This is a genomic window from Bradyrhizobium guangxiense (assembly GCF_004114915.1).
Taxonomy (GTDB): Bacteria; Pseudomonadota; Alphaproteobacteria; order Rhizobiales; family Xanthobacteraceae; genus Bradyrhizobium; species Bradyrhizobium guangxiense.
In genome coordinates, this window is record NZ_CP022219.1 from 3,790,210 (window position 1) to 3,817,119 (window position 26,910).

At 65.2% G+C, this 26,910-nt stretch carries 29 protein-coding genes; 14 read left to right on the top strand and 15 right to left on the bottom strand.

What is annotated here, in order from left to right; genetic code table 11:
- Positions 1 to 41 precede the first annotated feature (41 nt).
- Entirely contained in the window at positions 42 to 203 is a 162-nt protein-coding gene (locus X268_RS39500) for a hypothetical protein (RefSeq protein ID WP_164937790.1), read from the bottom strand.
- On the opposite strand from X268_RS39500, the gene X268_RS17955 reads away from it, so the two are divergent.
- The 4 genes from X268_RS17955 to X268_RS17970 all read left to right on the top strand — a co-directional run bounded on the left by X268_RS17955 (position 202) and on the right by X268_RS17970 (position 3,273).
- Positions 202 to 669: a RidA family protein gene (locus X268_RS17955; protein WP_128926171.1), complete on the top strand. Its 468-nt coding sequence runs from the start codon at positions 202 to 204 to the stop codon at positions 667 to 669. The genes X268_RS39500 and X268_RS17955 overlap by 2 nt on opposite strands.
- Positions 670 to 675: 6 nt before the next feature.
- Positions 676 to 1,422, top strand: coding sequence for a glycerophosphodiester phosphodiesterase (locus tag X268_RS17960; protein WP_128926172.1), 747 nt, complete (start codon positions 676 to 678; stop codon positions 1,420 to 1,422).
- 103 nt (positions 1,423 to 1,525) lie between these two features.
- On the top strand, positions 1,526 to 2,767 hold the full coding sequence (locus X268_RS17965) for a GNAT family N-acetyltransferase (RefSeq protein WP_128926173.1): 1,242 nt from the start codon (positions 1,526 to 1,528) through the stop codon (positions 2,765 to 2,767).
- Positions 2,768 to 2,844: 77 nt separating this feature from the next.
- Complete coding sequence (locus tag X268_RS17970; RefSeq protein WP_128926174.1) at positions 2,845 to 3,273, top strand: HIT family protein; 429 nt, start codon at positions 2,845 to 2,847, stop codon at positions 3,271 to 3,273.
- A 146-nt stretch (positions 3,274 to 3,419) separates the two neighbouring features.
- On the opposite strand, the gene tsaA is transcribed toward X268_RS17970, so the two are convergent.
- From tsaA to X268_RS17990, 4 genes are all read right to left on the bottom strand, one after another.
- A complete protein-coding gene (gene tsaA / locus X268_RS17975; protein ID WP_128926175.1) occupies positions 3,420 to 3,911 on the bottom strand; it encodes a tRNA (N6-threonylcarbamoyladenosine(37)-N6)-methyltransferase TrmO in 492 nt (163 codons plus the stop codon).
- Between the two features lie 31 nt (positions 3,912 to 3,942).
- The gene (locus X268_RS17980) at positions 3,943 to 4,293 is read right to left on the bottom strand and encodes an AzlD domain-containing protein (RefSeq protein ID WP_128926176.1); all 351 of its coding nucleotides are present in this window, start codon (positions 4,291 to 4,293) and stop codon (positions 3,943 to 3,945) included.
- On the bottom strand, positions 4,290 to 5,030 hold the full coding sequence (locus tag X268_RS17985) for an AzlC family ABC transporter permease (RefSeq protein WP_128926177.1): 741 nt from the start codon (positions 5,028 to 5,030) through the stop codon (positions 4,290 to 4,292). Before X268_RS17985 ends, X268_RS17980 begins: the two co-directional genes overlap by 4 nt.
- A 110-nt stretch (positions 5,031 to 5,140) precedes the next feature.
- Positions 5,141 to 6,178, bottom strand: a complete 1,038-nt coding sequence (locus tag X268_RS17990; RefSeq protein WP_128926178.1) for a lytic transglycosylase domain-containing protein — start codon at positions 6,176 to 6,178, stop codon at positions 5,141 to 5,143.
- Positions 6,179 to 6,199: 21 nt separating this feature from the next.
- Between X268_RS17990 and X268_RS17995 the strand changes: the two genes are divergently transcribed.
- Positions 6,200 to 7,249 carry a TRAP transporter substrate-binding protein gene (locus tag X268_RS17995; protein ID WP_164937791.1) on the top strand — a complete coding sequence of 350 codons (1,050 nt, stop codon included), beginning with the start codon at positions 6,200 to 6,202 and terminating at the stop codon, positions 7,247 to 7,249.
- A 69-nt stretch (positions 7,250 to 7,318) separates the two neighbouring features.
- The gene (locus X268_RS18000; RefSeq protein ID WP_128926179.1) at positions 7,319 to 7,957 is read left to right on the top strand and encodes an HAD family hydrolase; all 639 of its coding nucleotides are present in this window, start codon (positions 7,319 to 7,321) and stop codon (positions 7,955 to 7,957) included.
- A gap of 4 nt (positions 7,958 to 7,961) precedes the next feature.
- Here X268_RS18000 and X268_RS18005 read toward each other — a convergent pair whose 3' ends face one another.
- Both X268_RS18005 and X268_RS18010 read right to left on the bottom strand, forming a co-directional pair.
- Positions 7,962 to 9,002 carry a phenylacetaldoxime dehydratase family protein gene (locus X268_RS18005; RefSeq protein ID WP_128926180.1) on the bottom strand — a complete coding sequence of 347 codons (1,041 nt, stop codon included), beginning with the start codon at positions 9,000 to 9,002 and terminating at the stop codon, positions 7,962 to 7,964.
- A gap of 29 nt (positions 9,003 to 9,031) precedes the next feature.
- Entirely contained in the window at positions 9,032 to 10,048 is a 1,017-nt protein-coding gene (locus X268_RS18010) for a carbon-nitrogen hydrolase family protein (protein WP_128926181.1), read from the bottom strand.
- 196 nt (positions 10,049 to 10,244) lie between these two features.
- Here X268_RS18010 and X268_RS18015 point away from each other — a divergent pair, with 196 nt between their 5' ends.
- The 5 genes from X268_RS18015 (at position 10,245) to X268_RS18030 (ending at position 14,483) form a co-directional block, all read left to right on the top strand.
- The gene (locus X268_RS18015; RefSeq protein ID WP_128926182.1) at positions 10,245 to 11,201 is read left to right on the top strand and encodes an AraC-like ligand-binding domain-containing protein; all 957 of its coding nucleotides are present in this window, start codon (positions 10,245 to 10,247) and stop codon (positions 11,199 to 11,201) included.
- 99 nt (positions 11,202 to 11,300) lie between these two features.
- Entirely contained in the window at positions 11,301 to 11,537 is a 237-nt protein-coding gene (locus X268_RS18020; RefSeq protein ID WP_128926183.1) for a hypothetical protein, read from the top strand.
- 115 nt (positions 11,538 to 11,652) lie between these two features.
- Positions 11,653 to 12,678 carry an aldo/keto reductase gene (locus X268_RS18025; RefSeq protein ID WP_128926184.1) on the top strand — a complete coding sequence of 342 codons (1,026 nt, stop codon included), beginning with the start codon at positions 11,653 to 11,655 and terminating at the stop codon, positions 12,676 to 12,678.
- A 75-nt stretch (positions 12,679 to 12,753) separates the two neighbouring features.
- On the top strand, positions 12,754 to 12,915 hold the full coding sequence (locus X268_RS39505; RefSeq protein WP_164937792.1) for a hypothetical protein: 162 nt from the start codon (positions 12,754 to 12,756) through the stop codon (positions 12,913 to 12,915).
- 146 nt (positions 12,916 to 13,061) lie between these two features.
- Positions 13,062 to 14,483, top strand: coding sequence for an MFS transporter (locus tag X268_RS18030; RefSeq protein ID WP_128926185.1), 1,422 nt, complete (start codon positions 13,062 to 13,064; stop codon positions 14,481 to 14,483).
- A 79-nt stretch (positions 14,484 to 14,562) separates the two neighbouring features.
- Here the strand turns inward: X268_RS18030 and clpA are convergent, their stop codons facing one another.
- The gene (gene clpA / locus X268_RS18035) at positions 14,563 to 16,971 is read right to left on the bottom strand and encodes an ATP-dependent Clp protease ATP-binding subunit ClpA (RefSeq protein ID WP_128926186.1); all 2,409 of its coding nucleotides are present in this window, start codon (positions 16,969 to 16,971) and stop codon (positions 14,563 to 14,565) included.
- Between the two features lie 287 nt (positions 16,972 to 17,258).
- Positions 17,259 to 17,591: an ATP-dependent Clp protease adapter ClpS gene (gene clpS, locus X268_RS18040; RefSeq protein WP_164937793.1), complete on the bottom strand. Its 333-nt coding sequence runs from the start codon at positions 17,589 to 17,591 to the stop codon at positions 17,259 to 17,261.
- A gap of 907 nt (positions 17,592 to 18,498) precedes the next feature.
- On the opposite strand from clpS, the gene X268_RS39865 reads away from it, so the two are divergent.
- The gene (locus X268_RS39865; protein WP_208764376.1) at positions 18,499 to 18,651 is read left to right on the top strand and encodes a hypothetical protein; all 153 of its coding nucleotides are present in this window, start codon (positions 18,499 to 18,501) and stop codon (positions 18,649 to 18,651) included.
- A gap of 75 nt (positions 18,652 to 18,726) precedes the next feature.
- Here X268_RS39865 and X268_RS18050 read toward each other — a convergent pair whose 3' ends face one another.
- On the bottom strand, positions 18,727 to 19,065 hold the full coding sequence (locus tag X268_RS18050) for a phasin family protein (protein ID WP_128920536.1): 339 nt from the start codon (positions 19,063 to 19,065) through the stop codon (positions 18,727 to 18,729).
- Between the two features lie 387 nt (positions 19,066 to 19,452).
- Here X268_RS18050 and X268_RS18055 point away from each other — a divergent pair, with 387 nt between their 5' ends.
- On the top strand, positions 19,453 to 21,291 hold the full coding sequence (locus X268_RS18055; RefSeq protein WP_128926188.1) for a D-alanyl-D-alanine carboxypeptidase: 1,839 nt from the start codon (positions 19,453 to 19,455) through the stop codon (positions 21,289 to 21,291).
- A gap of 222 nt (positions 21,292 to 21,513) precedes the next feature.
- Here the strand turns inward: X268_RS18055 and X268_RS18060 are convergent, their stop codons facing one another.
- The 4 genes from X268_RS18060 to X268_RS18075 all read right to left on the bottom strand — a co-directional run bounded on the left by X268_RS18060 (position 21,514) and on the right by X268_RS18075 (position 25,324).
- Positions 21,514 to 22,239 carry a DnaJ domain-containing protein gene (locus X268_RS18060; RefSeq protein WP_128926189.1) on the bottom strand — a complete coding sequence of 242 codons (726 nt, stop codon included), beginning with the start codon at positions 22,237 to 22,239 and terminating at the stop codon, positions 21,514 to 21,516.
- 72 nt (positions 22,240 to 22,311) lie between these two features.
- On the bottom strand, positions 22,312 to 23,061 hold the full coding sequence (locus X268_RS18065) for a vWA domain-containing protein (protein WP_128926190.1): 750 nt from the start codon (positions 23,059 to 23,061) through the stop codon (positions 22,312 to 22,314).
- Positions 23,062 to 23,201: 140 nt separating this feature from the next.
- Positions 23,202 to 24,062, bottom strand: a complete 861-nt coding sequence (locus X268_RS18070) for an alpha/beta fold hydrolase (protein WP_128926191.1) — start codon at positions 24,060 to 24,062, stop codon at positions 23,202 to 23,204.
- Positions 24,063 to 24,400: 338 nt separating this feature from the next.
- Positions 24,401 to 25,324, bottom strand: a complete 924-nt coding sequence (locus X268_RS18075; protein WP_128926192.1) for a division plane positioning ATPase MipZ — start codon at positions 25,322 to 25,324, stop codon at positions 24,401 to 24,403.
- A gap of 284 nt (positions 25,325 to 25,608) precedes the next feature.
- On the opposite strand from X268_RS18075, the gene panC reads away from it, so the two are divergent.
- Complete coding sequence (gene panC, locus X268_RS18080) at positions 25,609 to 26,460, top strand: pantoate--beta-alanine ligase (protein ID WP_128926193.1); 852 nt, start codon at positions 25,609 to 25,611, stop codon at positions 26,458 to 26,460.
- Here the strand turns inward: panC and X268_RS18085 are convergent.
- A complete protein-coding gene (locus X268_RS18085; RefSeq protein WP_128926194.1) occupies positions 26,457 to 26,897 on the bottom strand; it encodes a DUF1489 family protein in 441 nt (146 codons plus the stop codon). The two genes, panC and X268_RS18085, sit on opposite strands and share 4 nt — an antisense overlap.
- Between the last annotated feature and the right edge of the window lie 13 nt (positions 26,898 to 26,910).

A 26,910-nucleotide genomic window follows, 5' to 3' on the forward strand; every position in this document is an offset into this window, starting at 1 on the left:
CATTTTAATGACCGTTCCATTGCGTCGCAACTGAGGCCGTTTCACGTAAAGTTGCGGCTCTGCCGGTGAACCTGCTGCTCCGCCGCGGAAAAAGGCACCTCCTTGCGGGTTGCTTGCATGTGGCGGCCCGATGGGCGAAACAGGGCGCGCCCGGCCAGCGGTCGCGCCGGGGCGAAGGATTTTTGGACAACGAGGTCGGACATGGCGGGCACGGGCGAGCAGAAGCTGGCGGAACAGGGGATCAAGCTGCACGAGGCCCCCACCCCCGTCGCGAATTACGTCCCGTTCGTGCGCACCGGCAATTTGCTGTTCGTCTCCGGCCAGGTCTGCTTTGATCCCGCCGGCAAGCTGATCGCCAAGGGCAAGCTGGGAGCCGGCGTCTCCATTGAAGACGGCGCCGCGGCGGCGCGAGGCTGCGCGGTGAATCTGCTGGCCCAGGTCAAGGCGGCGCTCGGCGATCTCGACAAGGTGGTGCGCGTGGTGCGTCTCGGCGGCTTCATCAACTCGGCGCCGGACTTTTTGGACGGGCCGAAGGTGCTGAACGGCGCCTCCGACCTGATGGTCGCCGCCTTCGGTGACAAGGGCCGCCATGCCCGTACCACCGTCGGCGTCGCCTCGCTGCCCGCCGATGCGGCGGTCGAGGTCGAAGGCATTTTCGAGGTCGCCTGACGCCAAATGCGCGCTCCCGATTGGCTGACAGCCCGGCCGGTCGCCCATCGCGGCCTGCACGACATCTCCCGTGGCATCGTCGAGAACATGCCGGGCGCGGTGCAAGCCGCGATCGCAGGCAATTTCGCGATCGAGGTCGACATCCAGCTCTCCGCCGATGGTGAGGCCATGGTGCATCACGACCACGCTCTCGGCCGCCTCACGGAGGCCACCGGCGACATGATCTCGAAGACCGCGGCGGAGCTGAAGGCCGTCAGGTTCAAGGACACGCCTGAGCGGATGATGTCGCTGTCAGACCTCTGCGCCCTGGTCGCCGGCCGCGTGCCGCTGGTGATCGAGGTGAAGAGCCATTTTGGCGGCGACCGCAAGCTGGTGAAGCGGATGGCCGAGGTGCTGGCATCCTATGACGGCCCGGCCGTCGGCATGTCCTTCGACCCCGACCAGGTGCTGGCGCTGCGCCAGCTGTTGCCCTCCCGCCCGCGCGGCATCGTCGCGCAACGTACCTATGAGGACGACTATTGGGCCAAGCTCACGCAGGAGCAGCGCGACAGCATGCTCTACCTGCGCCACGGCTTCCAGACCCAGCCGCACTTCGTCGCCTTCAAGGTCGACCATCTCCCGGCCCCCGCCCCCTGGATCGCCCGCAACGTCTTCGGCTGCGCGCTGCTCGGCTGGACCGTCCGCACTCCGGAGCAACGGATGCGGGTGGCGCAATACGCGGACCAGATGATTTTTGAGGGGTTCGTGCCCTAGCCCGGCGATGTGAAGCATCGTCCGGCAGCGCTGCGTCCGGGGCACGAGACCCGTGTTCCCCGCCCCCTTGAACTCGCTGCTGCAATGCACGATCTTGGGCTCAATGGCATCATCCGAAATTACGCTCGAGGCCGTCCCGTCCATTGGCGAAGTCTCGCCCGAGGATTGGGACGCCTGCGCCAATCCTGGCGGCTGGTGCCATGGTGGTGGCAATGGAACCTCATCCGGATTTCCAGGCGATTCCCTCGGGCTCTCAAAGCCTGCCTATAACCCATTCGTCTCGCACGCATTTCTGTTGGCCGTCGAGAAATCGGGTTCGGCGACCATTCGCACCGGCTGGGGCCCACGGCATCTCGTGGCCAAGGTCGATGGCCGCATCGCCGGAATCGTCCCCTGCTATCTGAAATCGCATTCCCAAGGCGAGTACGTCTTCGACCGCGGTTGGGCGGACGCCTATGAGCGCGCTGGTGGACGCTATTATCCGAAGCTCCAGGTCTCGGTTCCCTTCACCCCGGCCACGGGGCCGAGGCTGCTGGTGCGCGACGGCGTCGATCGCGAGCGCATCACCGAGGCGCTGGCGAGTGGTCTCATCGCGCTGTGCGGAGTCAGCAAGGCCTCCTCCGTCCACGTCACCTTCGCGCGGGAGAGCGAATGGAAGCTACTCGCCGGGCACGGCTTCCTGCAGCGCACCGACCAGCAGTTCCACTGGCACAATGAAGGCTTTGCGAGCTTCGACGACTTTCTGGCGACGCTGAACTCGCGCCACCGCAAATCGATCAAGCGCGAGCGGCGCGATGCGCTGGCCGCCGGCATCACCATCCACTGGCTCACCGGCAAGGACATTACCGAGGATGCCTGGGACGCCTTCTTCGAATTCTACATGGAGACCGGCTCGCGCAAATGGGGCCGTCCCTACCTGACACGCGAGTTCTTCTCGCTGATCGGCGAAACCATGAGCGAGGACGTGCTGCTGGTGATGGCCCGCCGCAACAATCGCTGGATTGCGGGCGCGATCAATTTCATCGGCTCGGACACGCTGTTCGGCCGCAACTGGGGCGCGGTCGAGCATCATCCGTTCCTGCATTTCGAGGTCTGCTATTATCAGGCGATCGACTTCGCCATCGAACGCGGCCTCAGGCATGTCGAGGCCGGCGCACAAGGCGAGCACAAGATCGCGCGCGGCTACCTGCCGCGCACCACCCATTCCGCGCACTTCATCGCCGATCCCGGCCTGCGCCGCGCCATCGACGATTACCTCAAGCGCGAGCGCGCTTATGTCGCCGAGGCCGGACGGGAGCTCGCCGAGCTCGGCCCGTTCCGAAAAGGCGCCGACGAGGCGCCTTGACGGCCTGCCGCGGCTGGTGACAGTAAACGCAAAGTTCCAAGCGCAAAGGTCTTGAACGTTTTTTGGGAGCCGCCGCCATGACCGCCTACGACACCAACAACATCTTCGCAAAGATCCTGCGCGGCGAGTTGCCCTGCTACAAGGTGTACGAGGACGAGCACGTCTTCGCCTTCCTCGACATCATGCCGCGCGTGCCCGGCCATACGCTGGTGATCCCGAAGGCCCCTGTCCGCAACATCCTCGACATCACGCCTGACGATTACGCCCATGTCGCCCGCGGCGCGCACAAGATCGCGGCTGCCGCCATGAAGGCCTTCAAGGCCGACGGCATCACCGTACAGCAGTTCAACGAGCCCGCCGGCGGACAGGTGGTGTTTCATCTGCACATGCATGTGATGCCGCGCCACGACGGCGTCGCCATGCTGCCGCCCGCGAGCCGCAAGGAAGACGACAAGGTGCTGCAAGAGCACGCGGCGAAGCTGATCGCGACGTTGAAGACGGGCTGACTCTCTCCCCTCGTCATTCCGGGCCGACGCGAAGCGTCGAGCCCGGAATCCATTTCACCACCGTCTCTGCAGCGCGATGGATTCTCAGGTGCGCAGTTGCGCACCATAGTTCGTGCCTACGGCACGCCCCGGAATGACAAAGAAGGTCACTCCGTCTCGAAATCACCCTTCTGCGGCGCCGCCAGCGGGGTGAACTCGCAGCGGTCGGGCTTGATGTCGATCAGCGGCGTGTTGTCGATGCAATCGAGCCCGCGCACCAGGATCGCATTGCCCTCGATGCCGACCAGCTTCACGATCGACGTACCGATCGGATTGGGCCGCACCGGCGAGCGCAGGGAAAACGTGCCGCGGGTCTTCTCGTTGTTCTTCGGGCTCTGAAGGACGATGTCGCGGCGCGCCCGGTCGAGCCAGTAGAGCACTTCGAGATTGCTGTAGAAATCGACGCCCTTGATGGCCGGTACGAACGGCTCGAAGATCTCGAGCCGGCAGATCGGGCCGTCCTGACGTCCCTGCCGCGGCGTCTCCAGCCGCGACGTCCAGGGGGTGCGGATACGGCCGATGAAGACGAGACCGGCGTCTTGCGTCGGTGGCAGCTCGATGGCGACCTCGCCCTCGCGGAGCTCCTGTTCGCGAACCATATTCCTGTTCCCTAGCTGTTCGCCGGCGGTTTTAGCCCAACCACCACTTGCCGGCCAGCATGAAGACTTCGCCGGTCACGACGCCCGCAAAGATCGAGCGGCGGGTCAGCAGGAACACGACGAGGCCGGCGACCACCGCGCCGTAGCGCAGCAGATCAGGCACGCTGGCGAGCGCGCCCGGCGGCTCGACCACGATCTGGGCGATGACGCCGGCGAGGATCGCGGTCGCGACCGCCCGCACCCAGACCAGCAGCTCGGAGCCTTCGTCGATGCCGCCGCCTAACCACAGGCCCAGCATGCGCCAGATCTGGTTGGGAACGACGCCGGCGACGAATAGCACCGCGAGCGCCTGCCAGTCGCCGATGAGCTGCGCGTAGTTCATGCGCGCACCTCCCGCCACCAATGCACGCCATAGGCGATCGTGCCGGCCACGAGCCCGCTGACCAGGATGTCGAGACCGGAGCTCATCTTCGCGGCGAGTGGATACAGCAATATGCCCAGCACGAGCGCGACGACATCGGCGACCTCGCGGCTGTTGCGCGCGGTCGAGAACAGGAAGGATAGCGGCGTCAAGAGCAGGATCGCCGCCCCAAGCGTCTGCGTCAGGTTGGCGGCGAGGAAATAGCCGACCGTGTTGGCGACGAGGCACACCGAGACGAGGCCGCAGCCGAGCCCGTGAACGAAAGCGATCCGCCGCTCACGCGGCACCTGCGGCAGGAAGCGGTGGCATTCGACCCACAGCGTCACTGCGGTGAGATGCGCGGCAAAGATCAGCTCACGCCGCTTGGTCGTCGGCGTGCGCATCAGCGGCAGCACCGAGACCACCATCGGAAACAGCCTGATCGCACTGACAGTGACTGCGATCGCCGACTGGATGATGGTGGCACCGGAGCCGAGCGTTGTGATCAGGATGATCTGCGCCGGTCCCGCCCACACGAACAGCGTCGAGCAGAGCGCCCAGACCAGGCTGAAATGGGTGTCATGGGCCAGCGCACCGATGCCGAGATAAGTCACGAACAGCACGATGGTGAGGATCGTCTGCGTGATCGAGCGCAGCCCCCAGCCGAAGGCAAGCCAGGGACTATTCCATTTGGGTGAATCGAGCGGAGGAAGCGCCACGGAGAGCTTGGCCGGGTGAGGAATCGTGCTCGCATAACGGGCGATGCGGCGGCGCGCGTCAAGGAAAGGCGTGGCGGGGCTGGCATGCGTGACGCACCCACCGCCCTCATTTAACCGCTCACGCCCCTATTCCTCAGCACGAAGCACGCGCCGCCCGCTTTCCGGATGCGGTTGCACAAATCATCCGCCTCGGCTCGCGTGTCGGCCCCGATGCGCACCTGGTAGAACGCACGCGTGCCGCGGCTGCGCATGACCGACGATAGCAGGCTCGGATCGCGGTCGCCGATCACCGTATTGAGCCGCGTCACCGCGCGGGAGTACATCGCAAGAGCCCTGTTGCGGTCGAATCCGGCGGCGAGCTGGACGCCCCAGGCCTTTGCGGCCGCAAGCTCGACATGCTGCTCGAGCTCGGCGACGAAGGCATTCGGCGCGCGCTTGAGCAGCGCCATCAGATCGCGACAGCTCGTCGGCGGCGAGCTCGGCGGCCCCGTGCCGGTCGCTCCTGCCTTGGCCCAGGCATCGACGCTGGTGCCGGTGATGGCATAGACGTAGTTGCGGGTCTGCTCCGGCATCGGTCCGGTGCCGGCGAGCCATTCCTGCACGCGGCGCGGACCGGCATTATAGGCCGCCGCGGCAAGGCCGAGATTGCCGAACTGGTTGCGCAGCTCACTCAAGAACTCCGCCGACTTCGGCAGCGCCTGCACCGGATTGAAGGGATTGAGCAGCCCGCGCTCACTTGCCGTGCCCGGCATGAACTGAGCGATCCCCTGCGCGTGCTCGCCGCTGCGCGTCATGGGGCCGACTGCATCGGCCTGGAAGCGGCTCTCCTGCCAGATCACCCGGGCGAAGAACTCCAGCGGCAGATTGGCATCGCGCGCGGCGGCCTCCACGATCAGGCAGATCGATTCCCGCGTGTCGCTCTCACGCGCATCGGGCTTCTCCGGCGGCTTCGCGGGCGCCTCGGCGCTAGGAAAGGCGGCATCACTCTGTGCCGGCGAGCTGTCTGACGCCGCGGCCTGTGACGCCGAGACGAGCAGCGCGGTGACGATGCCAGATGCAATCTGCACCCATCGCGTGCAGGCATGGCAGTGGCGTGCGCCGCCGCGGCGTGCGACAAGATGATCCGCCATGCTGTGGCATTGTGCCATGGTTCGATGAGTTGCCAATCTATGCTGCCTGACCTGCCTGTCCTAATGCGCTCCCCCGCCAAACGGATCCGCACCATCGTCGCCTTCGCCGCCTGGATCGCGCTGGTCCTGAACATCGCGCCGGCCCTTGCTCAAGTCACCACTCAGGTCGCCACTCAGGTCACTTGGCAGATGACGACAGAATACCCCGAGAATAACATCTCCGGGATCGGGCTTGCGACCTTTGCCGGCCGCGTCTCCGAACGCACCCACGGTTTCGTGAGCGTGACCAACGCCTTCGACAACAAGCTCAAGATCAATTCGGGCGAGATGCCGCGCGCCGCGCTCGATGGTCGGATCGTCGGCGGCGATGCCTTCGCAGGCGCGCTCTCCGGCGTCGACCCGGTGCTCGGATTGTCCACCCTGCCCTTCCTCGTGCAATCGGTCGAGCTCGCCCGCGCCACCAATCTGCGGGCGCGCCCGCTTTACGAGAAGGCGCTCGCGGCGCGCGGCCTCAAGCTGCTCTATCTGACGATCTGGCCAGCCACGGGCCTGTGGTCGGAGCATGCGCTCCAAGGCGCCGACGATCTCCCGAAGCTGGACTTGCGGGCCTATGACGCGAATTCCAGCGCGGTCATGCGCGCGGCCGGCGCCAATGCGCAGTTTCTGCCGATGGACGCGGCGCTCGCAGGACTGAAGGAGCATCGTCTGAACGCGTTCCTCACCTCCGGCGACGGCGGCGCCGGGCGCAAGCTCTGGGCCTTCCTGCCGCACTTCACCGCCATCAACTACGCGATGCCGGTGTCGATCGCGTTCGTCCGCAGCGACGCTTTTGCCGAACTGCCCGAACCGATGCAACGCGAGGTGATGGCAGCGGCCGCCGAGACCGAGCAAAGCCAGTTCGCGCTCTTGGCCCATCGCACCTCCGAAAATTATGCACGCATGCGCGACAACGGCGTCACCATCGCCGAGCCGGCGCCGCAATCCCTCCTCGCCGCACTCCAGAAGGCGGCATCGGTCACAGTCGCCATCTGGGAGGCGCAGGCCGGCGCGGACGCCACCGCGATCGTCGAATGGGCCCGGCAGCAATGACGCATCGGCTCTTGACTTGAAACCCGATCCAACTAGCAACGGGGCGATATCAACCCTGGACCTGACGGCATGGCCACCATCTTCTTCGATCTCGACGGCACGCTCACGGATCCGAAGCCGGGAATCACGCGCTCGATCCAGTATGCGCTGGAGCGGCTGGACGTCACGGTCCCGAGCGAGGACGAACTGACCTGGTGCATCGGGCCGCCGCTGCATGCCAGCCTGAAGAAGCTGACCGGAACCGACGAGCTCGCCGACCGTGCGCTCCTGCTCTATCGCGAGCGCTTTTCCGACATCGGCTTTTTCGAGAACGAGGCCTATGCCGGCATCGTGGACACTCTGACGACGCTCGCCGCGACGACGCCGCGCATGTTCGTCGCGACCAGCAAGCCGGCCGTCTATGCCACCCGCATCGTCGATCATTTCGGCCTGAAACCGTATTTCGAGCGCGTGTTCGGCTCCGAACTCGACGGCACCCGCGTCGACAAACGCGACCTGCTGCGTTACGCGCTGGACGAGACCAAGGTCGATGCGGGCAGCGCGATCATGATCGGCGACCGCAGTCACGATGTGATCGGCGCCCGCACCAACGGCATGACCGCGATCGGCGTGCTCTATGGCTATGGCAGTGAGGCCGAGCTCAAGGACGCCGGCGCGCATCACATCTGCGCCGCGCATCCCGAGCTGCTCGGCCATTGTGTGGCCTAGCCGATCAGGCTCCGACCGACTCTACCGCGGCCAGCATGCCCGTTTTCGGGTGACAATTCAGATACTCGAAGAACTGCTCGTCTGCGGCGGCCACCGTGACCTCGTGATAGAGCCGCAGCCTGGCTGACGGGCCGAGCGTCGAGAGGTATTTCATCGCCGCGCCAAATATCCGGACATGGGTCGGATGCGACTCCGCCCAGCGCTCCAGCGCGGCGAGGCTTTTCCACCAGCTCTGGCCATAGGACTTTTCGCTCGCACGGCCGTCGGCCGCGAGCACCTGCATGTAGCGGTTGGAATAGCAGCCGATCGCAAGGCCTTCGTCGCGCAGGAAATCCATGCCCTCGCGCAGTACCGGCTCGACATCGTCGAGATAGAGCTTGCGCTCCGATGCTTCGGTATCGCTCCAATCCTGGCCGGAACGGATCAGGCAGAGATTGTCGTGCGCCACGACGCGAAGACGGGCGCCGTCGCGGATCAGTTCCGGCGCGCCGCCAGGCGCCATCGCGTCGGTTTGCGAGAGCGGGATACGGTCGCGCATGCCACCCCAATAGGCGTGCTCCTGAACCTCGCCGCTCATGCCGTCGGCGATCGCGGCGACGCCCTCGGTGCGGTCGGGCGAGGAGAACAGCGTCTCGTGCCGCGCCACGGTGGGACGCAGCACCTCGATGAAGGTGCCGATGCTCTCGCGCTTCTGTCCGGTCCAGGCCTCGCGCGCCGGTTCGAACCAGGTGTCGAAACGCGCGATATGGTCCCAATAGGCGACCGAGACGATGGTCTCATGGCCGGCCTGGTCGAGGTAACGGGCGCGGTCCCAATGCGAGGGGCCGCCTGCCGCAACGAACCGGCGCGCGATCTCGGCAAGCGCCTCCGTTGCGGCGGCCGGCGCCGTGCCGCGATACTGCATGCCGAAATAGGCCATCACGAGGCGGCTGACACCCGGCTTATAGCGCGCCACGAAGGACGGATATGGCGGCTGGTAATCGTCCGGCACGCGCTTGTGGCGCGTGCGCTGAGTCTCGAGATGCCGAGGAATTGCGGATTCCATGGCCGTGTCCCTCTCCTCGATTGCAGTGATCAGCTTGCCGCCGCGGCGATGTCCGTGGGCTCGACGGTGTCCACCGGCAGTGCGAACTGCTCGACGCGCTGGTACCGCTTCTTGTTCAGCAGCAGCCGCGTCACGTCGGGGCGCGAATAATGGCCGGCCGGATCTGCGGCGTTCTTGGCAACGCCGATGGCGCCGAGATCGATCTCGGCGATCAATAGCCCCTCCTGGTCCGGCGCCAGCTTGTCGCCGATCTGGCTGCCGTCGGGGCCGTAGATCGCGGCAAAGCCGCCGCCAGCATGCAGCAGCGCATGCTTGTCCGGCCGGTCGCAGAGCTCGTCGATCATGGCCTGTGACACCGTCGCGCAAGGCGCCAGCACGAAGCAGGAGCCCTCCACCGCATAGACACGCGAGGCGGCGTTGTTGACCTCGGCCCCCAGCGCCGGCGCAAAGGGATCATAGAGCGAGAAGCTCGGCCACGCCGCGACATGCACCTGCTCGTTCTGGGCGTACATCGCGTATTTCGACAGCGGCTGGAGATGCTCCCAGCAGCACAGCGCGCCGAGACGGCCGATGTCGGGCCGCGCGTGCACGGCGAGATCACTGCCGTCGCCCTCGCCGTAGACCGTGCGCTCGGCATGGGTCGGCCGCAGCTTGCGACGCTTGGCGATGGTCTCGCCATCGGGCCCAATCAGCCATTGCGCCAGATAGAGGCTGCCGCCGTCGCGCTCGGACAGGCCGATCACGGCGGTGAGCTTTGCCTTGCGCACGGCGTCGCGCAGCCGCTCGGCCTGCGGGCTGTCATAGGACAGCGAATTGTCGAAATAGCGCTGCACGAAGCCGCGGCCGATCGCCCAGGCCGGCGAGTCCAGCCAGATATGCCAGGGGTAACCAGGGATGAAGGCCTCCGGAAAGGCAATCAGCCTCGCGCCCTTTTCCGCGGCTTCCCTGATCAGCGCGATCGATTTGTCGATCGAGCCGTCGAGGTCGAGCCAGGCCGGCGCTGCCTGCACCACCGCCACCTTGTATTTCGGATGTTCGATGCCCATTGCCGCCTCCCTTGCCGGTTGATCGGAAGCCATCTCCGATGCAGTCTATTTGGCCAAGCCGGGCGGCCTGGCGCTCGACCGCGGCGGAACAAAAACTCGACTGGACGCGACCGGCGCCCCAGTATGAATTTGCCTGCAGTCAGGCTCGATTGCGCCAACATGCGGTTTGACGGGATGTGAAAGGGAGGCTTTCCCAATGCCAATCCAGTTCACGACGGACGGCAGCCCCGGCTATCGGCGGCTCGCCCTTTGGCAGGATATCGTCTGCGACGTCTTCGTCGGGCTCGACTGCAAATCCGATCTCGGCAGCGCCTTTCGCGGTTCGGTGACGCAAGTGCCGCTCGGCAAGGCGGTGTGCTCGGAGGTCTGCTCCGATCGCCAGCATGTCTTCCGCACGCCCTCCCGCATCGCGCGCTCGGATCAGGATTTCGTCCTAATCGCACTCGGCCATCGCGGCGACGGCGGCGTGGTGCAGGACGGCCGCGAGACCGTGATTCATCCCGGCGATTTCGCGCTCTACGACACCACGCGTCCCTATGAGCTGAAGTTCAACGATGCTTTCACCCAGACCATCTTCAAGGTGCCGCGCGAGATGCTGCAGCGCCGGTTAGGTGCCACCGAGGCGCTGACCGCAATGTCGTTCGGTGCTGACGCTCCGCTTGAGCGGCTCGCTTACGACTTCGTCTTCCGGCTTTGCCAAAATGCGGACCGCCTCCCCTCAGACAAAGCGGCCGCGTTGTCCGAGCAGGCGGTCGATCTGCTCGCGATGGCGCTGAGCGAGCGGCTCGGCAAAACGTCGCTGCCATCCTCGACCCACCGCTCCGCACTGATCTACCGGCTCAAGGCGCACGTCCGCGCCCATCTCGCAGACCCCGGCCTTTCACTGCCGGAGACTGCGGCGGCGCTCGGCATCTCGCCGCGCTACGTGAACGACCTTCTTGCCGACGAAGAGACCTCGTTCCAGCGTTTCGTCCTCGCCGAACGCCTCGCCCAATGCCGGCGCGACCTCGCCTCGCCCATGCTCGTCCATCGCCACATCAGCGAGATCGCCTTCGCCTGGGGCTTCAACGATCTCTCGCATTTCGGCCGCGTCTTCCGTGAGCATTTTGGCATGTCGCCGCGCGACTTCCGGCACAGCCAGTTGCGGCACTGACATCCGCGCAGCCATTGGCCGGAGCCTTCGCTCGGGGCGAAGACAAGGCTCGTGAATTCCAGATTGTCAGGCCCCGCCGCCTGCATCAGGCTGGCGCGCATGAGGACTCACACCACGATAAGCGGAACCGAGCTGCTGCTGGGTGTGATCGCGATCCGGCTCGCGGTGCTGGTTCTGGTCGGCTGGGGCCTGACGCTGCTGCCGCGGCAGGTGGGTGACGGCGAAAGCGCCTGCTTCCCCTCGCCTGCAACGCAGAGCGAGGCCCGGCATCCGGCCAAGACGGTCGGCCCGCGCGTTGCCGACGCGGCGCTCGATGACATGCTGTTGCATGACTAGGCGGTTGTCGAAGCAAGGCGGGTATGTGCGCGCGTGATAGGACGAGGCGCTTGCCTGCGCTAACTTCGGCACAAGGCCGCAACGATCAATCAGCAGCCAGCCGAGGAGCATATCGATGGAATACCGACGCTTGGGCCGGTCCGGCCTCATGGTGCCCGCGCTGAGCCTCGGCACCGGCACCTTCGGCGGCGTCGGCCGCCTCGCGGCGTGGGGCTCGACGGACGCGACCGAAGCGCGGCGCCTGCTAGACATCTGCCTCGAGGCCGGCGTGTCGATGTTCGACACAGCGGACGTCTATTCGCTCGGCGAGTCCGAGCGCGTTCTCGGCGAAGCCATCAAGGGCCGCCGCGACAAGGTGCTGATCTCGACCAAGGCCACCTTCCGCTTTGGTGAAGGCCCCAACGACATCGGCTCGTCACGGCAGCATCTGCTTGCCGCCATCGATGGCTCGCTGAGCCGGCTCGGCACCGATTACATCGACCTGTTCCAGCTTCATGGCTTCGACGCCTTCACGCCGCCCGAAGAGGTGCTTTCAACCCTCGACGTGCTCGTGCGCGCCGGCAAGATCCGCTATGTCGGCGTCTCGAACTTCTCGGGCTGGCACCTGATGAAGTCGCTCGCCGTGGCCGACAAGCACGGCTTTCCGCGCTACGTCGCCAACCAGACCTATTATTCGCTGATCGGGCGCGACTACGAATGGGAGCTGATGCCGCTCGGCCTCGACCAGGGACTGGGCGCGGTAGTCTGGTCGCCGCTCGGATGGGGACGCCTCACCGGCAAGATCCGCCGGGGTCAGCCCAAGCCCGAGGTGAGCCGCCTGCCCAAGACCGCCGAGTTCGGCCCACCCGTGCCGGACGAGCACGTCTATCGTGTCGTCGATGCCATCGACGACATCGCGCAGGAAACGGGAAAGAGCGTCTCGCAGATCGCGCTGAACTGGCTGCTGCAGCGCCCCACGGTGTCGACGCTGATCATCGGCGCGCGCAACGAGGCGCAGCTGCGCGAAAATCTCGGCGCGGTCGGCTGGTCGCTGACCAAAGACCAGATCGCAAAGCTCGACGCGGCGAGCACGGTGACGCTGCCCTATCCCTACTGGCACCAGCGGACGACCTTCATCGACCGCACCCCGCCGGCGGTATAGGACGCGGCGGCCCTTTGAGCTACATCAAGCCGGCGCATTGCGGCCGTGGCACCGTGCGGCCTCGCGAGGCCCCCGATGCGTCGATTTGCCATGAAGGCCCTGTTCACGGCCCTTAATCTGAGCCGCGCCGAGCGGACGCGGATCGACTGGGATCGCCGCATCCTGGTTTTTTCGACGGCGGTGACGATCGGTCTCATCGCGCTTTACATCTTCGGAAAGTCGACTGCGCGCTGGTAAGGCGCGGAGGCCGTCCAGACCGACGTTTGCCGCAACGGGAGGTCTGCTTTCCTCGCGGGAACTGCGGGTAGCCTGATGGGTTGCTGTCGATCCGGCAATTTCCTATTCGGAGATGAATCACGGCTCGAATCAACCGCGCCTCCCTCATGCCCTCCGCCCCCATCGAGCACGCCGACGGCCTGCCGCAGCCGCAGCGCAACCAGGCGGTGCTGACGATCGCGCTCGGCATCATCATGGCGGTCGTCGACAGCGCCATTGCCAATGTCGCGCTGCCGACCATCGCGGCCGACCTGGATGCGAGTCCGGCCTTTTCGATCTGGATCGTCAACGGCTACCAGCTCGCGATCACGATCTCGCTGCTGCCGCTGGCCTCGCTCGGCGAGATCGTCGGCTATCGCCGCGTCTATCTGGTCGGGCTGGTGCTGTTCACGCTGGCGTCCGCCTTCTGCGCGCTGGCGCATACGCTGCCACTGCTGACGGTCGCGCGCATCATCCAGGGCTTTGGCGCCGCCGGCATCATGAGTGTCAACTCGGCGCTGGTGCGCTTCACCTATCCGCGCAGCCAGCTCGGCCGCGGCATCGGTCTCAACGCGCTTGTCGTCGCGTTCTCCGCTGCAATCGGCCCGACCCTTGCTGCGGGCATCCTCGCGATCGGAAGCTGGCCCTGGCTGTTCGCCATCAACGTGCCGCTCGGTGCGGTGACGTTGTTGCTGGGCCTGCGCAGCCTGCCGCACACCAGGCCCGCCAGCCATTCGTTCGACTGGCAGAGCGCGGGGCTGTCCGCGATCACGTTCGGCGTCGGCATCGCCGCGGTCGACAGCGTCGGTCATGGCGGGGCAGCGGTCACCTGCCTGATCCAGTTCGCCATCGCTCTCCTCGCCGGTGCGCTGCTGATCTACCGCGAGACCCACATGACCTCGCCGCTCTTGCCGGTCGACCTGTTGCGCATCCCGGTGTTCGCGCTGTCGATTGCGACCTCGATTGCCTCGTTCTGCGGACAGATGCTCGCCTTCGTCGCGATCCCCTTCTATCTCCAGAGCCGCTTCGGCTATTCGGCGGTGCATATGGGCCTCTTGATCACGCCATGGCCGATCGCGGTGGCGTTCGCAGCGCCGCTGGCCGGCCGCCTGGTCGAGCGTTATCCGGCCGGCCTGCTCGGCGGCATCGGGCTCACTCTTTTCGCGTGCGGCCTTGCCGCGCTCGCCTTCCTGCCCACAGAGCCGGCGCCGTTCGACGTGATCTGGCGCATGGCGCTGGCGGGCGCCGGGTTCGGTCTGTTCCAGACGCCCAACAACCGCACCATGATCGCCGCAGCCCCACGGGAGCGTGCCGGCGGCGCCAGCGGCATGCTGGGCACGGCGCGCCTGCTCGGCCAGACCACGGGCGCCGCACTCGTGGCGCTGCTGCTTGGCCGGTATCCGACCGACGGCACCAGGCTGGCACTCCTCGCAGGCGTCGGATTTGCACTCTGCGGAGCGTTGCTCAGCATGCTGCGGCTGTCCCCGGCCGGCGCGCGCGGCGCCGAGCACGTCCGGGTGCAGGACGATCAGCGCCTGCGGGGCGACTGAGGCCGGTTCACGGTACGGATGGCGAACAACAAAAAGGCCGGCTTCACAGCCGGCCTTTCGATTGATGATGCGCTCGGGATCAAGCCTTGACCAGCGGGCCCTTGGAGGTCGGCCCCTTCGAGCCGCCGGGGCCACCCGGCTTGGGTTTGCCCGGCGGGCGCTTGCGGGTGCCCGGCAGCTTCTCCTGCTTCGGCGTGACCGGCCCCTCGACGAATTCGAAGCCGATCTTGTCCTTGGTCTCGTCGGCCTCGTCCTTGACCAGAACGACGCGAACGTGGCCGCCGCCCTTCAGCTTGCCGAACAGCACCTCGTCGGCCAGGGGCTTCTTGATGTGCTCCTGGATCACGCGGGCCATCGGCCGCGCGCCCATCTGCTCGTCGTAGCCATGCTGGACCAGCCAGGTCTTGGCCGGCTCGGACAGCTCGATGGTGACATCGCGGTCGCCGAGCTGAGCCTCGAGCTGCAGCACGAACTTCTCGACCACGGTGCCGATCACCTCGACGCTGAGATGGCCGAACGAGACGATGGCATCGAGGCGGTTGCGGAATTCCGGCGCGAACTGCCGGTTGATCGCCTCGTGGTCGTCGCCTTCCCGCTTCGAACGCGTGAAGCCGAACGCCTGCTTGGCAAGGTCGGCCGCGCCCGCATTCGTGGTCATGATCAGGATCACGTTGCGGAAGTTGACTTGCTTGCCGTTATGGTCGGTGAGCCGGCCGTGATCCATGATCTGGAGCAGCACGTTGTAGAGGTCGGGATGGGCCTTCTCGATTTCGTCGAGTAGCACCACGCAATGCGGATGCTGGTCGACGCCGTCGGTGAGCAGGCCGCCCTGGTCGAAGCCGACATAGCCGGGAGGCGCGCCGATCAGGCGCGACACGGTGTGCCGCTCCATGTACTCGGACATGTCGAAGCGCAGCAGCTCGACGCCCAGCGTCGCCGCGAGCTGCTTGGCGACCTCGGTCTTGCCGACGCCGGTGGGACCAGAGAACAGGTAGCAGCCGATCGGCTTCTCCGGCTCGCGCAGGCCGGCCCGCGCCAGCTTGATCGAGGCGGCGAGCGATTCGATCGCCTTGTCCTGGCCGAACACCGTGCGCTTCAAGGTCTGCTCAAGATGCTTGAGCACCTCGGCGTCGTCCTTCGACACGCTCTTGGGCGGAATCCGCGCCATCGAAGCGATCGTGGTCTCGATCTCCTTGATGCCGATGGTCTTCTTGCGCTTGTTCTCGGCAACCAGCATCTGCGCCGCGCCCGACTCGTCGATCACGTCGATCGCCTTGTCCGGCAGCTTTCGGTCGTGGATGTAGCGCGAGGAGAGCTGAACAGCGGCCTCGATCGCCTCATTGGTGTACTTCAGCCGGTGGTAGTCCTCGAAATACGGCTTTAGACCCTTGAGGATCGCAATCGCGTCCTCGACCGTCGGCTCGTTGATGTCGATCTTCTGGAAGCGCCGCACCAGCGCGCGGTCCTTCTCGAAGTGCTGGCGATATTCCTTGTAAGTGGTCGAGCCCATGCAGCGGATCGTGCCCGAGGCCAGCGCAGGCTTGAGCAGGTTCGAGGCATCCATCGCCCCGCCCGACGTTGCGCCCGCACCGATCACGGTGTGAATCTCGTCGATGAACAGGATGGCGTTGGGATGCGCCTCGAGCTCCTTCAGGACCTGCTTCAGACGCTCCTCGAAGTCGCCGCGATAGCGTGTGCCCGCGAGCAGCGTGCCCATATCGAGCGAGAACACGGTCGCGGCCGCCAGCACTTCCGGCACCTCGCTATCGACGATGCGCTTGGCGAGGCCCTCCGCGATCGCGGTCTTGCCCACGCCGGCTTCACCGACGAACAGCGGGTTGTTCTTCTGCCGGCGGCATAGCACCTGGATGGCGCGGTTGATCTCGGAATTGCGTCCGATCACCGGATCGATCTTGCCGTCGCGCGCCTTCTTGTTGAGATTGACGCAATAGGTCTCGAGCGCCTCGCCCTTCTTCTTGGCGTCCTCGTTGCCCTTGGCTTCAGTCTCCTCGTCGACGCCGCGAACCGGCCGCGCCTCGGAGACGCCCGGCCGCTTGGCAATGCCATGGCTGATGTAGTTGACCGCGTCATAGCGCGTCATGTCCTGCTCCTGCAGGAAATATGCGGCATGGCTCTCGCGCTCGGCGAAGATCGCGATCAGCACGTTGGCGCCGGTCACCTCTTCGCGACCGGACGACTGCACGTGGATCACGGCGCGCTGGATCACGCGCTGGAAACCGGCGGTCGGCTTGGCGTCGTCGGCGCCATCCGTCACCAGATTCTCGAATTCGGTCTCAAGATAATTGACGAGGCTCGTACGGAGCTTGTCGAGATCGACGCTACAGGCGCGCATGACCGCGGCTGCATCGGAGTCGTCGATCAGGGAGAGCAAGAGATGCTCGAGCGTCGCGTATTGGTGATGACGCTCGTTTGCGATCGCCAGCGCACGATGCAGGGATTGTTCAAGGCTTTGGGAAAAAGTCGGCATTCGCGTCCTCTATGGCCCCCACCATCATGGTCGTGATCGCCCGGTCAGGCAACAACAACCTTTGTCACATATAGTTATACAAGACCGCGGCGAAAGACCGGTTCCGCGACTCGGCGGCTCCACGCTTGCGGTACTTTTTGATGCAAAACCCGTTCCGAATTGGGCAGGAGCGGCGCCGGTGGCGAATTCCGTAGTTTTGTCGATCGCGACAGACGTCGTCGGCGCAGGCGTCGCGCGACGCTTACACTGCGACTTGCTCGAGGGCCGGCATCAAACGCGCCGCAAGATTACTTCTTTTCCATCACACATTGCAGCGGATGCTGGTGCTTGCGGGCGAAATCCATCACCTGTGTCACCTTGGTCTCGGCAATCTCGTAGGTGAACACGCCGCACTCCCCGATGCCGTGATGATGGACATGCAGCATGATCTTGGTCGCCGCCTCGACGTCCTTGTTGAAGAACTTCTCCAGTACATGGACGACGAATTCCATCGGCGTGTAGTCGTCGTTCAGGATCAGCACGCGATAGAGGTTCGGTCGTTTGGTCTTCGGCTTGACCTTGGTGATGACCGAAGTGTTCGGGCCCGTCGGGCTGCCCGAACGGTTCTCGTCATTGCTCATACGAGGAGCATAGGCAGCGGCTGGCGCGGACAGGTCAAGTCTGGAAGTCAATTGCGGCATGGCACAGGCGTTCAAATTCCCCACGGAAGCGAATGGCGGTTGCCTCGCGACTCCACCCTTCGGAGCTCCGCGCAGGCGCGCCGCCTTATTGGATCGCCGCTCCCGACAGATCCGGTCCGGACCGGATCGTTCGCCAGCAATATGGGCCTCCCCCCGGCTCGCCGCAAGCGTGCGAAGGTCCGACCGATGGCCGCGGCAGTCCCGATTCCTGGTCCGGGCGATCCGGACCAAGGTTAATCAATCCGGACCGATTTGACAAAAATTTATGCCCAATTCGCTTAGAACATGTTGAGCAGGAACTTGGCTCTTCGACGCAGCCATGACCGTTCGGCTCCGGGCACCCCGGTCTTCTACGGTCCAGTTTACCGAGGATTCAAGGGCATGGCGCGAAACCGGGCAAAACCACGGATTTCGGCGATCGTCATGTTTCGCGCGCCGCCAGATGGCGGCGATGCAGAGGACCACGAAGAATCCGGTCGATCAAGCTCAGCGCGCTCGTGAAGGCCGATGGCGACGTCTGCATCTCGATCGTTCTGTTCCCCAAGGACGTCAATGTCGGTGCCATCAACCGCAATTAGAGCCCGATCGATTTCAGCGATTGGGATGCCGCCAACGGCAGCTGCACTTGCACGTCCGGCAACGCCTACAACTGCAACACGTGAAAGTCGACGCCGGCGAGCGGCAATGCAGGAACGCTTTTCCTGGCTAAGCAGTACTCCTCCGGCAGCTCGTCCTATCTGTAACCGATCATGCCGCTGAGCTACGATTGGAGTTCGCTGAGCCGCATCGACGCGGTGAAGCGCAGGGGCAACACCTACCAGGGGCATTGGCCTCGCCTGGGAGCGGGGTGACGCTGTCGACGGGCGATCCAAACCTGAGCGTGCTGCAATATTGCGCCAGCAGCACCGACAAGTTCTACCTGGTCACGTCGGCCAGCCAGACCGTCTCGGTGTTCAAGGACATCGGCACCTCGCTGTCGAAGCTGCGCGTGGCGCGCTGACGGATCCACCGTGCGCAAACAAAAAGCCCGGCTGGTCCAGCCGGGCTTCTCGATTCCAGGATGTCCCGAAAAACGTTACTGGGCAGCAGGGGTGAACTTCGAGACGATGGTCTCGACCGGCTTGAATGCCTGCTTGGCAAGGTCGCTATAGAGCCCGGCGATCTTCTGCGATTCCGCAACGAAGGTCTCGTAGGCGGAGCGCGCGAAGTCGGTCTGCGCTTCCATGGCCTTGTCCAGCGACTTCACGCCGGAAAGCTTCTCGACGAAGGACTTGGTGTCTTCGAACGACTTCTTGGTGTAGTCGCCATAGGCACTGGCGATCGCCTGGAGGCCGTGCTGCACCGAGGTCGCGGAAGCAACGCACTGCTCGAACTGCTCTTTCCCGTAGTTCTGGAAGTCTTCAACCTTGAACATTTCGGAATCCTTTTCCCTGGCTCTCGTCGGAAGCCCCGGCTCCCTGACTCTGCCCACAATTAGTGCAACGCACAAAAAAGTCAAGAATCTTTGTGCGACGCACAAAATCAGACGCAATTCGCTGAGATTCCCGGGGTTTCCCGCAAGGGTTCTTTAAGCTTTTGGAAACCGCGGCCCCCTACCTTGATTCCCTGGACGTGTTCAGCTTCCGCAGACGGTCAAAAGCCGTTTGAGAACATCACCTTAGCCAGAACAGCGGCTCAGGCCCAACGTCCCCCGCGGCGAACACCAGCGGAGGGACAGCCTGAGCAGGTCATGATCCCGGGTCGATGGGCACAATTTCGCCTCACGAGCCGGTGATCTAGTCAGAAACGGGGACGGGGTTCCATGCTTCGTAAAAACTTGTCTTCCTCGCGCTTGGCGCGGGTTGGCGTTTTCGGGCTTCTTACGGTCACCACCGCGGTCATCTTCACCACCGATGCCGCCGAGGCGCGGCGCCATCGCCGCCACTACGCGCACCACCGGGTGCAGCGCGATGTATCCGAGAGTTCGAGCCCGAAATTCGCGTCGATCATCGTCGACGGCAATTCCGGCGCAGTGCTGCAGGCTACGAGCCCCGACGGGATCCGCCACCCCGCCTCGCTGACCAAGATCATGACGCTCTATCTGCTGTTCGAGCGCCTCGAGTCCGGCAAGATGAAGCTGGACACCGAGATGCCGGTGTCCCAGCACGCCGCCGATCAGGATCCGACCAAGCTCAACCTCCGTGCCGGCCAGACCATCCGTGTCGAGGACGCGATCAAGGGTCTCGTCACCCGTTCCGCCAACGACGCCGCGGTGGTCATCGCCGAAGCGATCGCCGGCGACGAGGACGACTTCGCCCAGATGATGACGCGCAAGGCGCGCGCGCTCGGCATGTCCAGGACCGTCTATCGCAACGCCAACGGGCTCCCCAACGACGAGCAGGTGACGACCGCGCGCGACCAAGCCACGCTCGGGCGCGCCATCCAGGAGCGCTTCCCGCGCTACTATCGCTATTTTGCGACCTCCACGTTCAATTGGCGTGGACAGTCGATCCGCAATCACAACCACCTGCTCGGCAGCGTCGAGGGCGTGGACGGCATCAAGACCGGCTACACCCGCGCCTCCGGCTTCAATCTCGTCAGCTCGATGCGCCGCGGCAACCGCCATCTGATCGGCGTGGTGCTCGGCGGCCGCAGCGGCGGCTCGCGCGATGCCATCATGCGCAACCTGCTCGCGGAGAATCTCGAGAAGGGGGCGACCGTCCACACCGTTGCCGCGGTCACCGAGCGCAATGGCGCTGACGCCGCGACAGAGGTTGCCGACGCCTCGGATACGCCGCCAGCCCGTCCCGCGCCGGTCCAGGCCGCGGCCCCTGCTCCCGAGTCGGCCCCGTCCCGCCTCGCCGCCCGCCTCTCGACACTTGCCGCGGCGACGGCCGCGGTGCCGCCGGCCCCGACCAGGCCGGAAGCCAAGCCCGAGGTTCGGCCGACGGAATCCAAGATCGAGCCGGCGCCGCTCACCAATGGCGTGATCTCGAGCCAACCGCTCTCCATCATCCCCGGCTCGTCCGAGCCGATGAAGCCCGTCCGGGTCAAGACGGTTCAGGTCAAGGCCGGTGCCGTGAAGGTCGCCTCCGCCGCTCCCACCCAAGTCGCCCCACCCGTCACAAGCGCCATTCCGTCCCGTTCCGACGTCGCGGAAACCTCCGGCGCCGTCGTCGCCCGGGCTGATCTCATCAACAAGCCCGAGATCGTCAGCCAACCGGAAACGCCGAAGGCCGAGGTCGCCCGCACCGAGTTGCCGCGGCAGCCGGCAGGCTTCGGCACCGGCAATGGCATCCTCGGGGTGCTGCCGGCCGCAACGGCCGCCGCGCCCGCCCCGGCGGCTCCGAAGCTCGCCTCCGCCGATCCGACGCCGGTCCAGATGAGCGCCACCACCAAGCCGGCCGTCACCCACAGCGGCTGGATCGTCCAGGTCGGCGCGCTCGAGAGCGAGAACGAAGCCCAGCAGCGTATCGACGCTGCGCGCAGCTCGGCCCGCGGCCTGCTCAGCAAGGCCGATCCGTTCACCGAGCCCGTCGTCGCCAAGGACAATCGCAAGCTCTACCGCGCCCGCTTCGCCGGGCTCGAGCGCGACCAAGCCGAAGCGGTCTGCCGCGCCCTGAAGCGCGCCGACATCTCCTGCATCACCGTGCGCAACTGATCTCCTTCCCCATTGCAAACCAAATGCCCGCGCCCTGCGCGGGCATTTTCGTTTTGGGGACGCGATCACGACGAGACTGTGCCGCGACAACCTCTCGTCAAGAATTTACGGTTAAAACTTTGCTCAAGGGATCGACCACGCCGAAATGGCGGGCATCGGGGCGACGGCAAACGGAGCAAGCGGAGCTCACACGGTACGGGCGTTTGTGGCGTGGTGCCGGAGTCAGCTGTTATGCGTACGAAGCAGAGTATCCTTGGCCTCGTTTACCCGGGCAGCGAGATAGTTCGAGCCCCCCTGGTCGGGATGGAGTTTCTTCATCAGGGACTTGTGCGCCCGGCTGATGTCGTCACGCCCCGCCCCCGGTTGCAAGCCAAGGATCTGATAGGCCTCCTCCGCCGTCATTTTGCCGCTCGTCGCCGTGCGGCGCTGCCCCCCTGCCGCGTCGCCCTGCGCGTTCTGACGCCAAGCGGGAAACCGGCGGTCCAGATAGCTTTCAAGTAAAGCCACGCTCTCGGCGTCGAACGTCGGGACCATGGCCAGCAGGCCCGCGAGATCGAACTCGCCGAGATCGCGCCCGGCGTGAGGGCCGGCGACGATCTGTCCGCCAAGCTGGCCGGAGTCGTGGTCGAGCCGCATGTCGAGGAATTGCGAGCGCACGCGTGAGGTCTGTCCTGACGCGGGCGCAGCGCCGCCGCCGAACAGCCCGCCGACATTGCCGAAGCCAGCGTTTGCCAGCGGTGTCCAGCCCAGGAGCCCGGCGCCGAAAAACCCGAGCGGGATCGCCACCACCAGCTCGCCGCGCAAGCCCGTGAACGCTGCGATCGCCAGCGCCAGCACGCCGCCTCCGAATCTGATGGCGCGTGCCAGCACCACCGGGTTGGCGGCGCGGAACATCTGGAGCAGCAGATAAAGCGTGATAACGGCAAGGGCGCCGGCAATCAGAGTCATGCCCCGAATATAGTCGCCCTCGCGGCAAAATGCATCGCATGCGCGCCGCCGCGCGCCAGGACGGCCCGAGCGCTATTTCATCTGGCCGATCAGCTTCGCCGCACCGCTCGCGGTCTTCGCCAGTTTCAACAATGCCTCGCGGCCGCCGGCAGCATAGGCCGCGGCCGCCCGCAGCAGCTCGCGCAGCTGCGCCGCCGCGCCGGGATCGAACCGGCACCAGGCACCGCCGGTCAGGCGCGCGATCTCGCGAAAGGCCTGCTCGGCGACGGCGTCATGGCCTTCCTGAAACACGAACACCGGCACCTTGAGCATGCCGAGCTCGCCGGCCTTGGCGCAGAGCTCGTCGACCTTCTCCTCCATGGCATCGCCGACGAAGACGACGGCGCGCACGCCCGATGCGACCGCTTCGCGCCGCGCCTCCGTCAGCACCTTGCCGATCTGGGTATCGCCGCCGCGGCAATCGATCTTGCTCATCAACGCCGCGAGCCTGTCGCTGTCGGAGATCCACCCCGTGGCGCGGCACTCGTTCAGACCGCGATAGTAAACGAGACGGATATCGAGACTGCCGAGCGCCGCGGTCTCGCGAAACATGTCGGCCTGAAGCGCGCAGGCCATGTCCCAGGTGGGCTGACGGCTCATCGTCGCATCCAAGGCGAAGATCAGCCGGCCCTTCGCGCCCGGTGCATGGGGAGACAGCGCCCGCGCCTTGGCGACGAAAGCGGCAATGTCATCCGCGGTCGACGTTGCGGCCTGCGGCACCGCGCCGCCCGCTTGCGCCGAGACGGCATCGCCGCGGCGCGGCTTGATGGGTTCGCCCGACATCTCTTGACCCTGCGTGGGCAGCTAATGTGGTCAGCGCGGGCGGGCCGGTCAATGTGCAAAGCCCCCGCGGGCGGAGCCGGCGGAGGCTTGTAACCAACCATGCGGAAGACGCCGACGCCAAGGCGTCAGCCGTCGAGGCGTCAGCTCTTGGCAGGCGCCATCAGCGCGACCGGCCCGGGCTCAAGGATCTTGGGCGGGGACGATTGCGTGTCGACCGGCGCGATCTCGCTGTCCGTCACGCTCAGGAATTTGTCGAGCATGCTCTGGATCGAGCTCTTGGCGACATCCGGGCCGGTGTCGCGCATGTCGTTATGCTGGAATTCGGTCTTGACGACCTGGATGCCCGCCTTCTCGCATTCCTCGTCGGACGGGATCACGCCTGCATCGGTCTTGAACTGCGGATCCTGCGAGCGGAACGACAGGATCTTGAACTTGCCGGCGGTGACGAAGGGCACGCGCAGATTGTCGAGCGTGACGACCTTCTTGACCTCGTCCGGATACTGCTTGGCGAAATACATGGTGATGTCGCCGCCCATGGAGTGGCCGACCATCGTCACCTTGGCGTAATCGGCGTTGGGCTGAACCTTCTTCATCTCCTGCATCGCGAGATGGATGTTGGCGACGCCGCGCAGGATCTGCGGCAGCCGGCCGACATAGAGCTCACCGGGCTTGGTGACCATCGGAGGATCGGTCGGCAAATCGTGCTGCGGGCTCACGACCATATAGCCGCGCGCAGCGAAGATGTTGGCGAGGAAGCCGTACTCGGTGTTCTTGACGGTGTTGCCGTGATTGATCACTGCGACCGGCAGCGTGATCATGCCGGCATTGGCCTGCATTTCCTTGTCGCGGCGCACCGCGATATCGACAGGCACGGGACGGTTGTCGCGCGAGGCATCGTAGAAGGTGATGGTCTCGTGCTTGATCGCCCACTTGCTCGCCGTGAAATAGGCGACGCCGCAGAGGGCACTGACCGAAACCAGAACGGCAATTCCACGCTTCATTTTCGTCCTCAGCCTCAGGCGCTTGCGGCCTGAATCCCTGTTGAAAATCGTGTTCTTCCGGGGCTCTTCGTCCCCTTGTCGCCTATTCCCTAATATATGTCACAGGCGCGTGACAGGAAGGCTAAATATTGTGAACCGGCAGCCCTTTCGTTGTGCGGCGCACACGTTTTCTGAGCATCCCGTTTTCCGATGGCTACGTCAGGATGCACCTTACCATCCGACACAACCGATACCGATCGGGTTCAATTCGCAGTGAATGTCGGATGAAAACGCTGAGAGCGCGGGCTCGGTTCCCGCGGCAGCCGGCCGCTCCAACCGACCGGAAGTAGCGCTATACCTCAGACGCCCAGGATATCGTGGAGTTCGAGCGGCTTGTCGACCTGGTTGAACCACTCGGCCCGGTTGGCGGCGCGACGGCGGCCGCGCTCGTCGAGCGGCAGCTTGAGCTGGCGCAGCAGGCTCGTCACCTCTTCCCGTGCAGTGAGATGGCCGAGATTGGGCCGCATGCCGAGCGTGGCCTCGTCGATCTCGTCGAGGGCGGTCAGGCCGCGCGGGAAAAATTCGCGATAGACGACGCGTTCGGCGAAGCCGTCGACGTAGCGGAAGCCGAGCCTGAGCGACAGATCCTTCAATCCCTCTGCGACCAGCTGCTTGTTGCGGGAGCCGAGCATCGACAGGCGGTTGCGCACGACGATCCAGTCGGTGGTCGAACCGTCGAGCTGGCGGCGCTTGCGCCTGACGTCGCGCACCATCTCGGCGTAGTGGCTCTCGCCCGTCACCGCGTAGCTTGCGGCGTCGACCGTGCCGAGCACGTCGAAGTCGAGGAAGCTGTCGTTGATCGGCGTGACCAGCGTGTCGGCCATCGAGTGCGCGAGCCGCATCAGGTAGCTGTCGGTGCCGGGCGTGTCGATGACGATGAAATCGAAGCTGCTCTCGACCGCCGAGATCGCCTCCATGAATTGCTGGAACTCGGAATTCTCGTTCTCGGCGATCTGCATGGTCTCGCCGAGCTTGATGCAGCGATGCACGGGCAGTTCGAGGTCGAGCTTGGTGCGACGCGCCCAGGCGGTGCGGTTGCCGATGTAGCGGGTAAAGCTCTGCTGACGGCAGTCGAGATCGATGGTGGCAACGCGCTGGCCGGCCTTCAGGAGCGCAACCGCGATATGCAAGGCGGTGGTCGACTTGCCGGAGCCGCCCTTCTCGTTACCGAGCACGACCACGTGCGCCGCGCCGGATTGGCCTTGGCTAGCCTGCACAAGCATGGTGATCCTCAACGCCCCTGATGAATATCTTCGAGTTGGCCGCGTCTGCGGTCAAGTGAAATGCGTGACAGGTGATGCAAATCGCACGGCGCAATTTTCATCATGAATTGCGGCGCCAATCTTCGTCTGTGAACCAGTCCACGATGTCGCGACGTCGTGCGCGGCCTCGCACGGGTTGCTGTGCCGCATCCAGATGCATGGCGTCCATGATCGCTGCTTGTTAAGGTTAGCCGCCCCGGGCGCTGAATCATTGCCGCGCCGATTCCCAACCCTGTCGAGTCCTGATGTCACCAAGCCCCTTGATCGCCCGCACGATCCCAGCCTTGCGCCGCGCCGTCGACAATCTTCGCAAGCGAAAAGCAACGATCGCGCTGGTCCCGACCATGGGGGCCCTCCATGACGGGCATGTGTCCCTCGTCCGCCTCGCCAAGCGGCGCGCCAGCCGCGTCGTGGTGTCGATCTTCGTCAATCCGACCCAGTTCGCCCCGACGGAGGATTTCGGCGCCTATCCGCGCACCTGGAAGGCCGACATCGCCAAGCTCGCCGCCGAGGATGTCGACATCGTCTGGCATCCCGGCGTCGAGGCCATGTATCCGGACGGCTTCGCCACGCGAATCGTGCCAGAAGGGCCCGCACTCGCCGGCCTCGAGGACCGCTTCCGCCCGCATTTCTTCGGCGGCGTCGCCACCGTCGTCGGCAAGCTGTTCACGCAAGTCCGGCCGGACTTTGCGATCTTCGGCGAAAAGGACTTTCAGCAGTTGCGGGTGGTCACGCAGATGGCGCGCGACCTTGATCTCGGTGTGAAGGTCGTCGGCTCCCGCACCGTGCGCGAGCGCGACGGGCTCGCGATGTCCTCCCGCAACGTCTACCTGTCGCCCGAGGAGCGGCAGACCGCCCCCGTGCTCTACCGGGCGATGAAGGAGAGCGCGCGGCGGATCAAGGCCGGCGATGCCATCGCGCCTGCGATGGCCGGCGGCGCCGAGATGATCAAAGCGGCGGGCTTTGCGCTCGACTATTACGAGATCCGCCATGCCGAGACGCTGGCGCCGATCACCTCGCGCAAGGATGACCCGTTGCGGATCCTGGTGGCGGCCAAGCTCGGCAGCACCCGGTTGATCGACAATATCGGGGTTTAGAGCAGACCCAGGTCGCGCAATTCGCGCCGCATCGGCTCCGGCATCGCCGCGATCGAGCCTGCGGCGGACTTGCCGAGATCGGGCGGCACGGAATCCTGGGTGAGATAGCGCCAGCCCTGGAACGGGCGCATCGGCCGGGGCGACACCGAGATCACCTTCGGCTGCATCACGATGCGGCAGCGGCCGATACCGTCCTTGTCGCGGAACGGCTCGATGCCGATGATCTTTTCCCGCGCGGCGATCTCACCCTTGATCACCCAGTAGAGCGACCCGCCCGCGAGGATCTCGGCGTCGCGCTTGGGGACCATGCGGGTGATGTGGATGTGATGTTGCGGCAGACCCTTCTTTTTGGCGGTCTGCATCCGCTCGGCGATCCACTCCTTCAATTCCTTGACGGAGTCGCAGCCGACGGCGAGCTTGATCAGGTGTAGCGGCATGCCCAAGCATTAG

Excerpts from the sequence above, each read along its gene's own strand:
- X268_RS18060 (WP_128926189.1), bottom strand. The coding sequence starts at position 22,239 with ATGACTCTGATTGCCGGCGCCCTTGCCGTTATCACGCTTTATCTGCTG.
- X268_RS39505 (WP_164937792.1), top strand. The coding sequence starts at position 12,754 with ATGCGTCGATTTGCCATGAAGGCCCTGTTCACGGCCCTTAATCTGAGC.
- X268_RS17965 (WP_128926173.1), top strand. The coding sequence starts at position 1,526 with ATGGCATCATCCGAAATTACGCTCGAGGCCGTCCCGTCCATTGGCGAA.
- X268_RS18085 (WP_128926194.1), bottom strand. The coding sequence starts at position 26,897 with ATGCCGCTACACCTGATCAAGCTCGCCGTCGGCTGCGACTCCGTCAAG.
- clpS (WP_164937793.1), bottom strand. The coding sequence starts at position 17,591 with ATGAGCAATGACGAGAACCGTTCGGGCAGCCCGACGGGCCCGAACACT.
- X268_RS18000 (WP_128926179.1), top strand. The coding sequence starts at position 7,319 with ATGGCCACCATCTTCTTCGATCTCGACGGCACGCTCACGGATCCGAAG.
- clpA (WP_128926186.1), bottom strand. The coding sequence starts at position 16,971 with ATGCCGACTTTTTCCCAAAGCCTTGAACAATCCCTGCATCGTGCGCTG.
- X268_RS18015 (WP_128926182.1), top strand. The coding sequence starts at position 10,245 with ATGCCAATCCAGTTCACGACGGACGGCAGCCCCGGCTATCGGCGGCTC.
- tsaA (WP_128926175.1), bottom strand. The coding sequence starts at position 3,911 with ATGGTTCGCGAACAGGAGCTCCGCGAGGGCGAGGTCGCCATCGAGCTG.
- X268_RS17960 (WP_128926172.1), top strand. The coding sequence starts at position 676 with ATGCGCGCTCCCGATTGGCTGACAGCCCGGCCGGTCGCCCATCGCGGC.
- X268_RS17980 (WP_128926176.1), bottom strand. The coding sequence starts at position 4,293 with ATGAACTACGCGCAGCTCATCGGCGACTGGCAGGCGCTCGCGGTGCTA.
- X268_RS18020 (WP_128926183.1), top strand. The coding sequence starts at position 11,301 with ATGAGGACTCACACCACGATAAGCGGAACCGAGCTGCTGCTGGGTGTG.
- X268_RS18050 (WP_128920536.1), bottom strand. The coding sequence starts at position 19,065 with ATGTTCAAGGTTGAAGACTTCCAGAACTACGGGAAAGAGCAGTTCGAG.
- X268_RS17990 (WP_128926178.1), bottom strand. The coding sequence starts at position 6,178 with ATGGCACAATGCCACAGCATGGCGGATCATCTTGTCGCACGCCGCGGC.
- X268_RS18025 (WP_128926184.1), top strand. The coding sequence starts at position 11,653 with ATGGAATACCGACGCTTGGGCCGGTCCGGCCTCATGGTGCCCGCGCTG.
- panC (WP_128926193.1), top strand. The coding sequence starts at position 25,609 with ATGTCACCAAGCCCCTTGATCGCCCGCACGATCCCAGCCTTGCGCCGC.
- X268_RS18065 (WP_128926190.1), bottom strand. The coding sequence starts at position 23,061 with ATGTCGGGCGAACCCATCAAGCCGCGCCGCGGCGATGCCGTCTCGGCG.
- X268_RS39500 (WP_164937790.1), bottom strand. The coding sequence starts at position 203 with ATGTCCGACCTCGTTGTCCAAAAATCCTTCGCCCCGGCGCGACCGCTG.
- X268_RS17995 (WP_164937791.1), top strand. The coding sequence starts at position 6,200 with ATGCTGCCTGACCTGCCTGTCCTAATGCGCTCCCCCGCCAAACGGATC.
- X268_RS17955 (WP_128926171.1), top strand. The coding sequence starts at position 202 with ATGGCGGGCACGGGCGAGCAGAAGCTGGCGGAACAGGGGATCAAGCTG.
- X268_RS18070 (WP_128926191.1), bottom strand. The coding sequence starts at position 24,062 with ATGAAGCGTGGAATTGCCGTTCTGGTTTCGGTCAGTGCCCTCTGCGGC.
- X268_RS18030 (WP_128926185.1), top strand. The coding sequence starts at position 13,062 with ATGCCCTCCGCCCCCATCGAGCACGCCGACGGCCTGCCGCAGCCGCAG.
- X268_RS18010 (WP_128926181.1), bottom strand. The coding sequence starts at position 10,048 with ATGGGCATCGAACATCCGAAATACAAGGTGGCGGTGGTGCAGGCAGCG.
- X268_RS18075 (WP_128926192.1), bottom strand. The coding sequence starts at position 25,324 with ATGCTTGTGCAGGCTAGCCAAGGCCAATCCGGCGCGGCGCACGTGGTC.
- X268_RS17970 (WP_128926174.1), top strand. The coding sequence starts at position 2,845 with ATGACCGCCTACGACACCAACAACATCTTCGCAAAGATCCTGCGCGGC.
- X268_RS18055 (WP_128926188.1), top strand. The coding sequence starts at position 19,453 with ATGCTTCGTAAAAACTTGTCTTCCTCGCGCTTGGCGCGGGTTGGCGTT.
- X268_RS18005 (WP_128926180.1), bottom strand. The coding sequence starts at position 9,002 with ATGGAATCCGCAATTCCTCGGCATCTCGAGACTCAGCGCACGCGCCAC.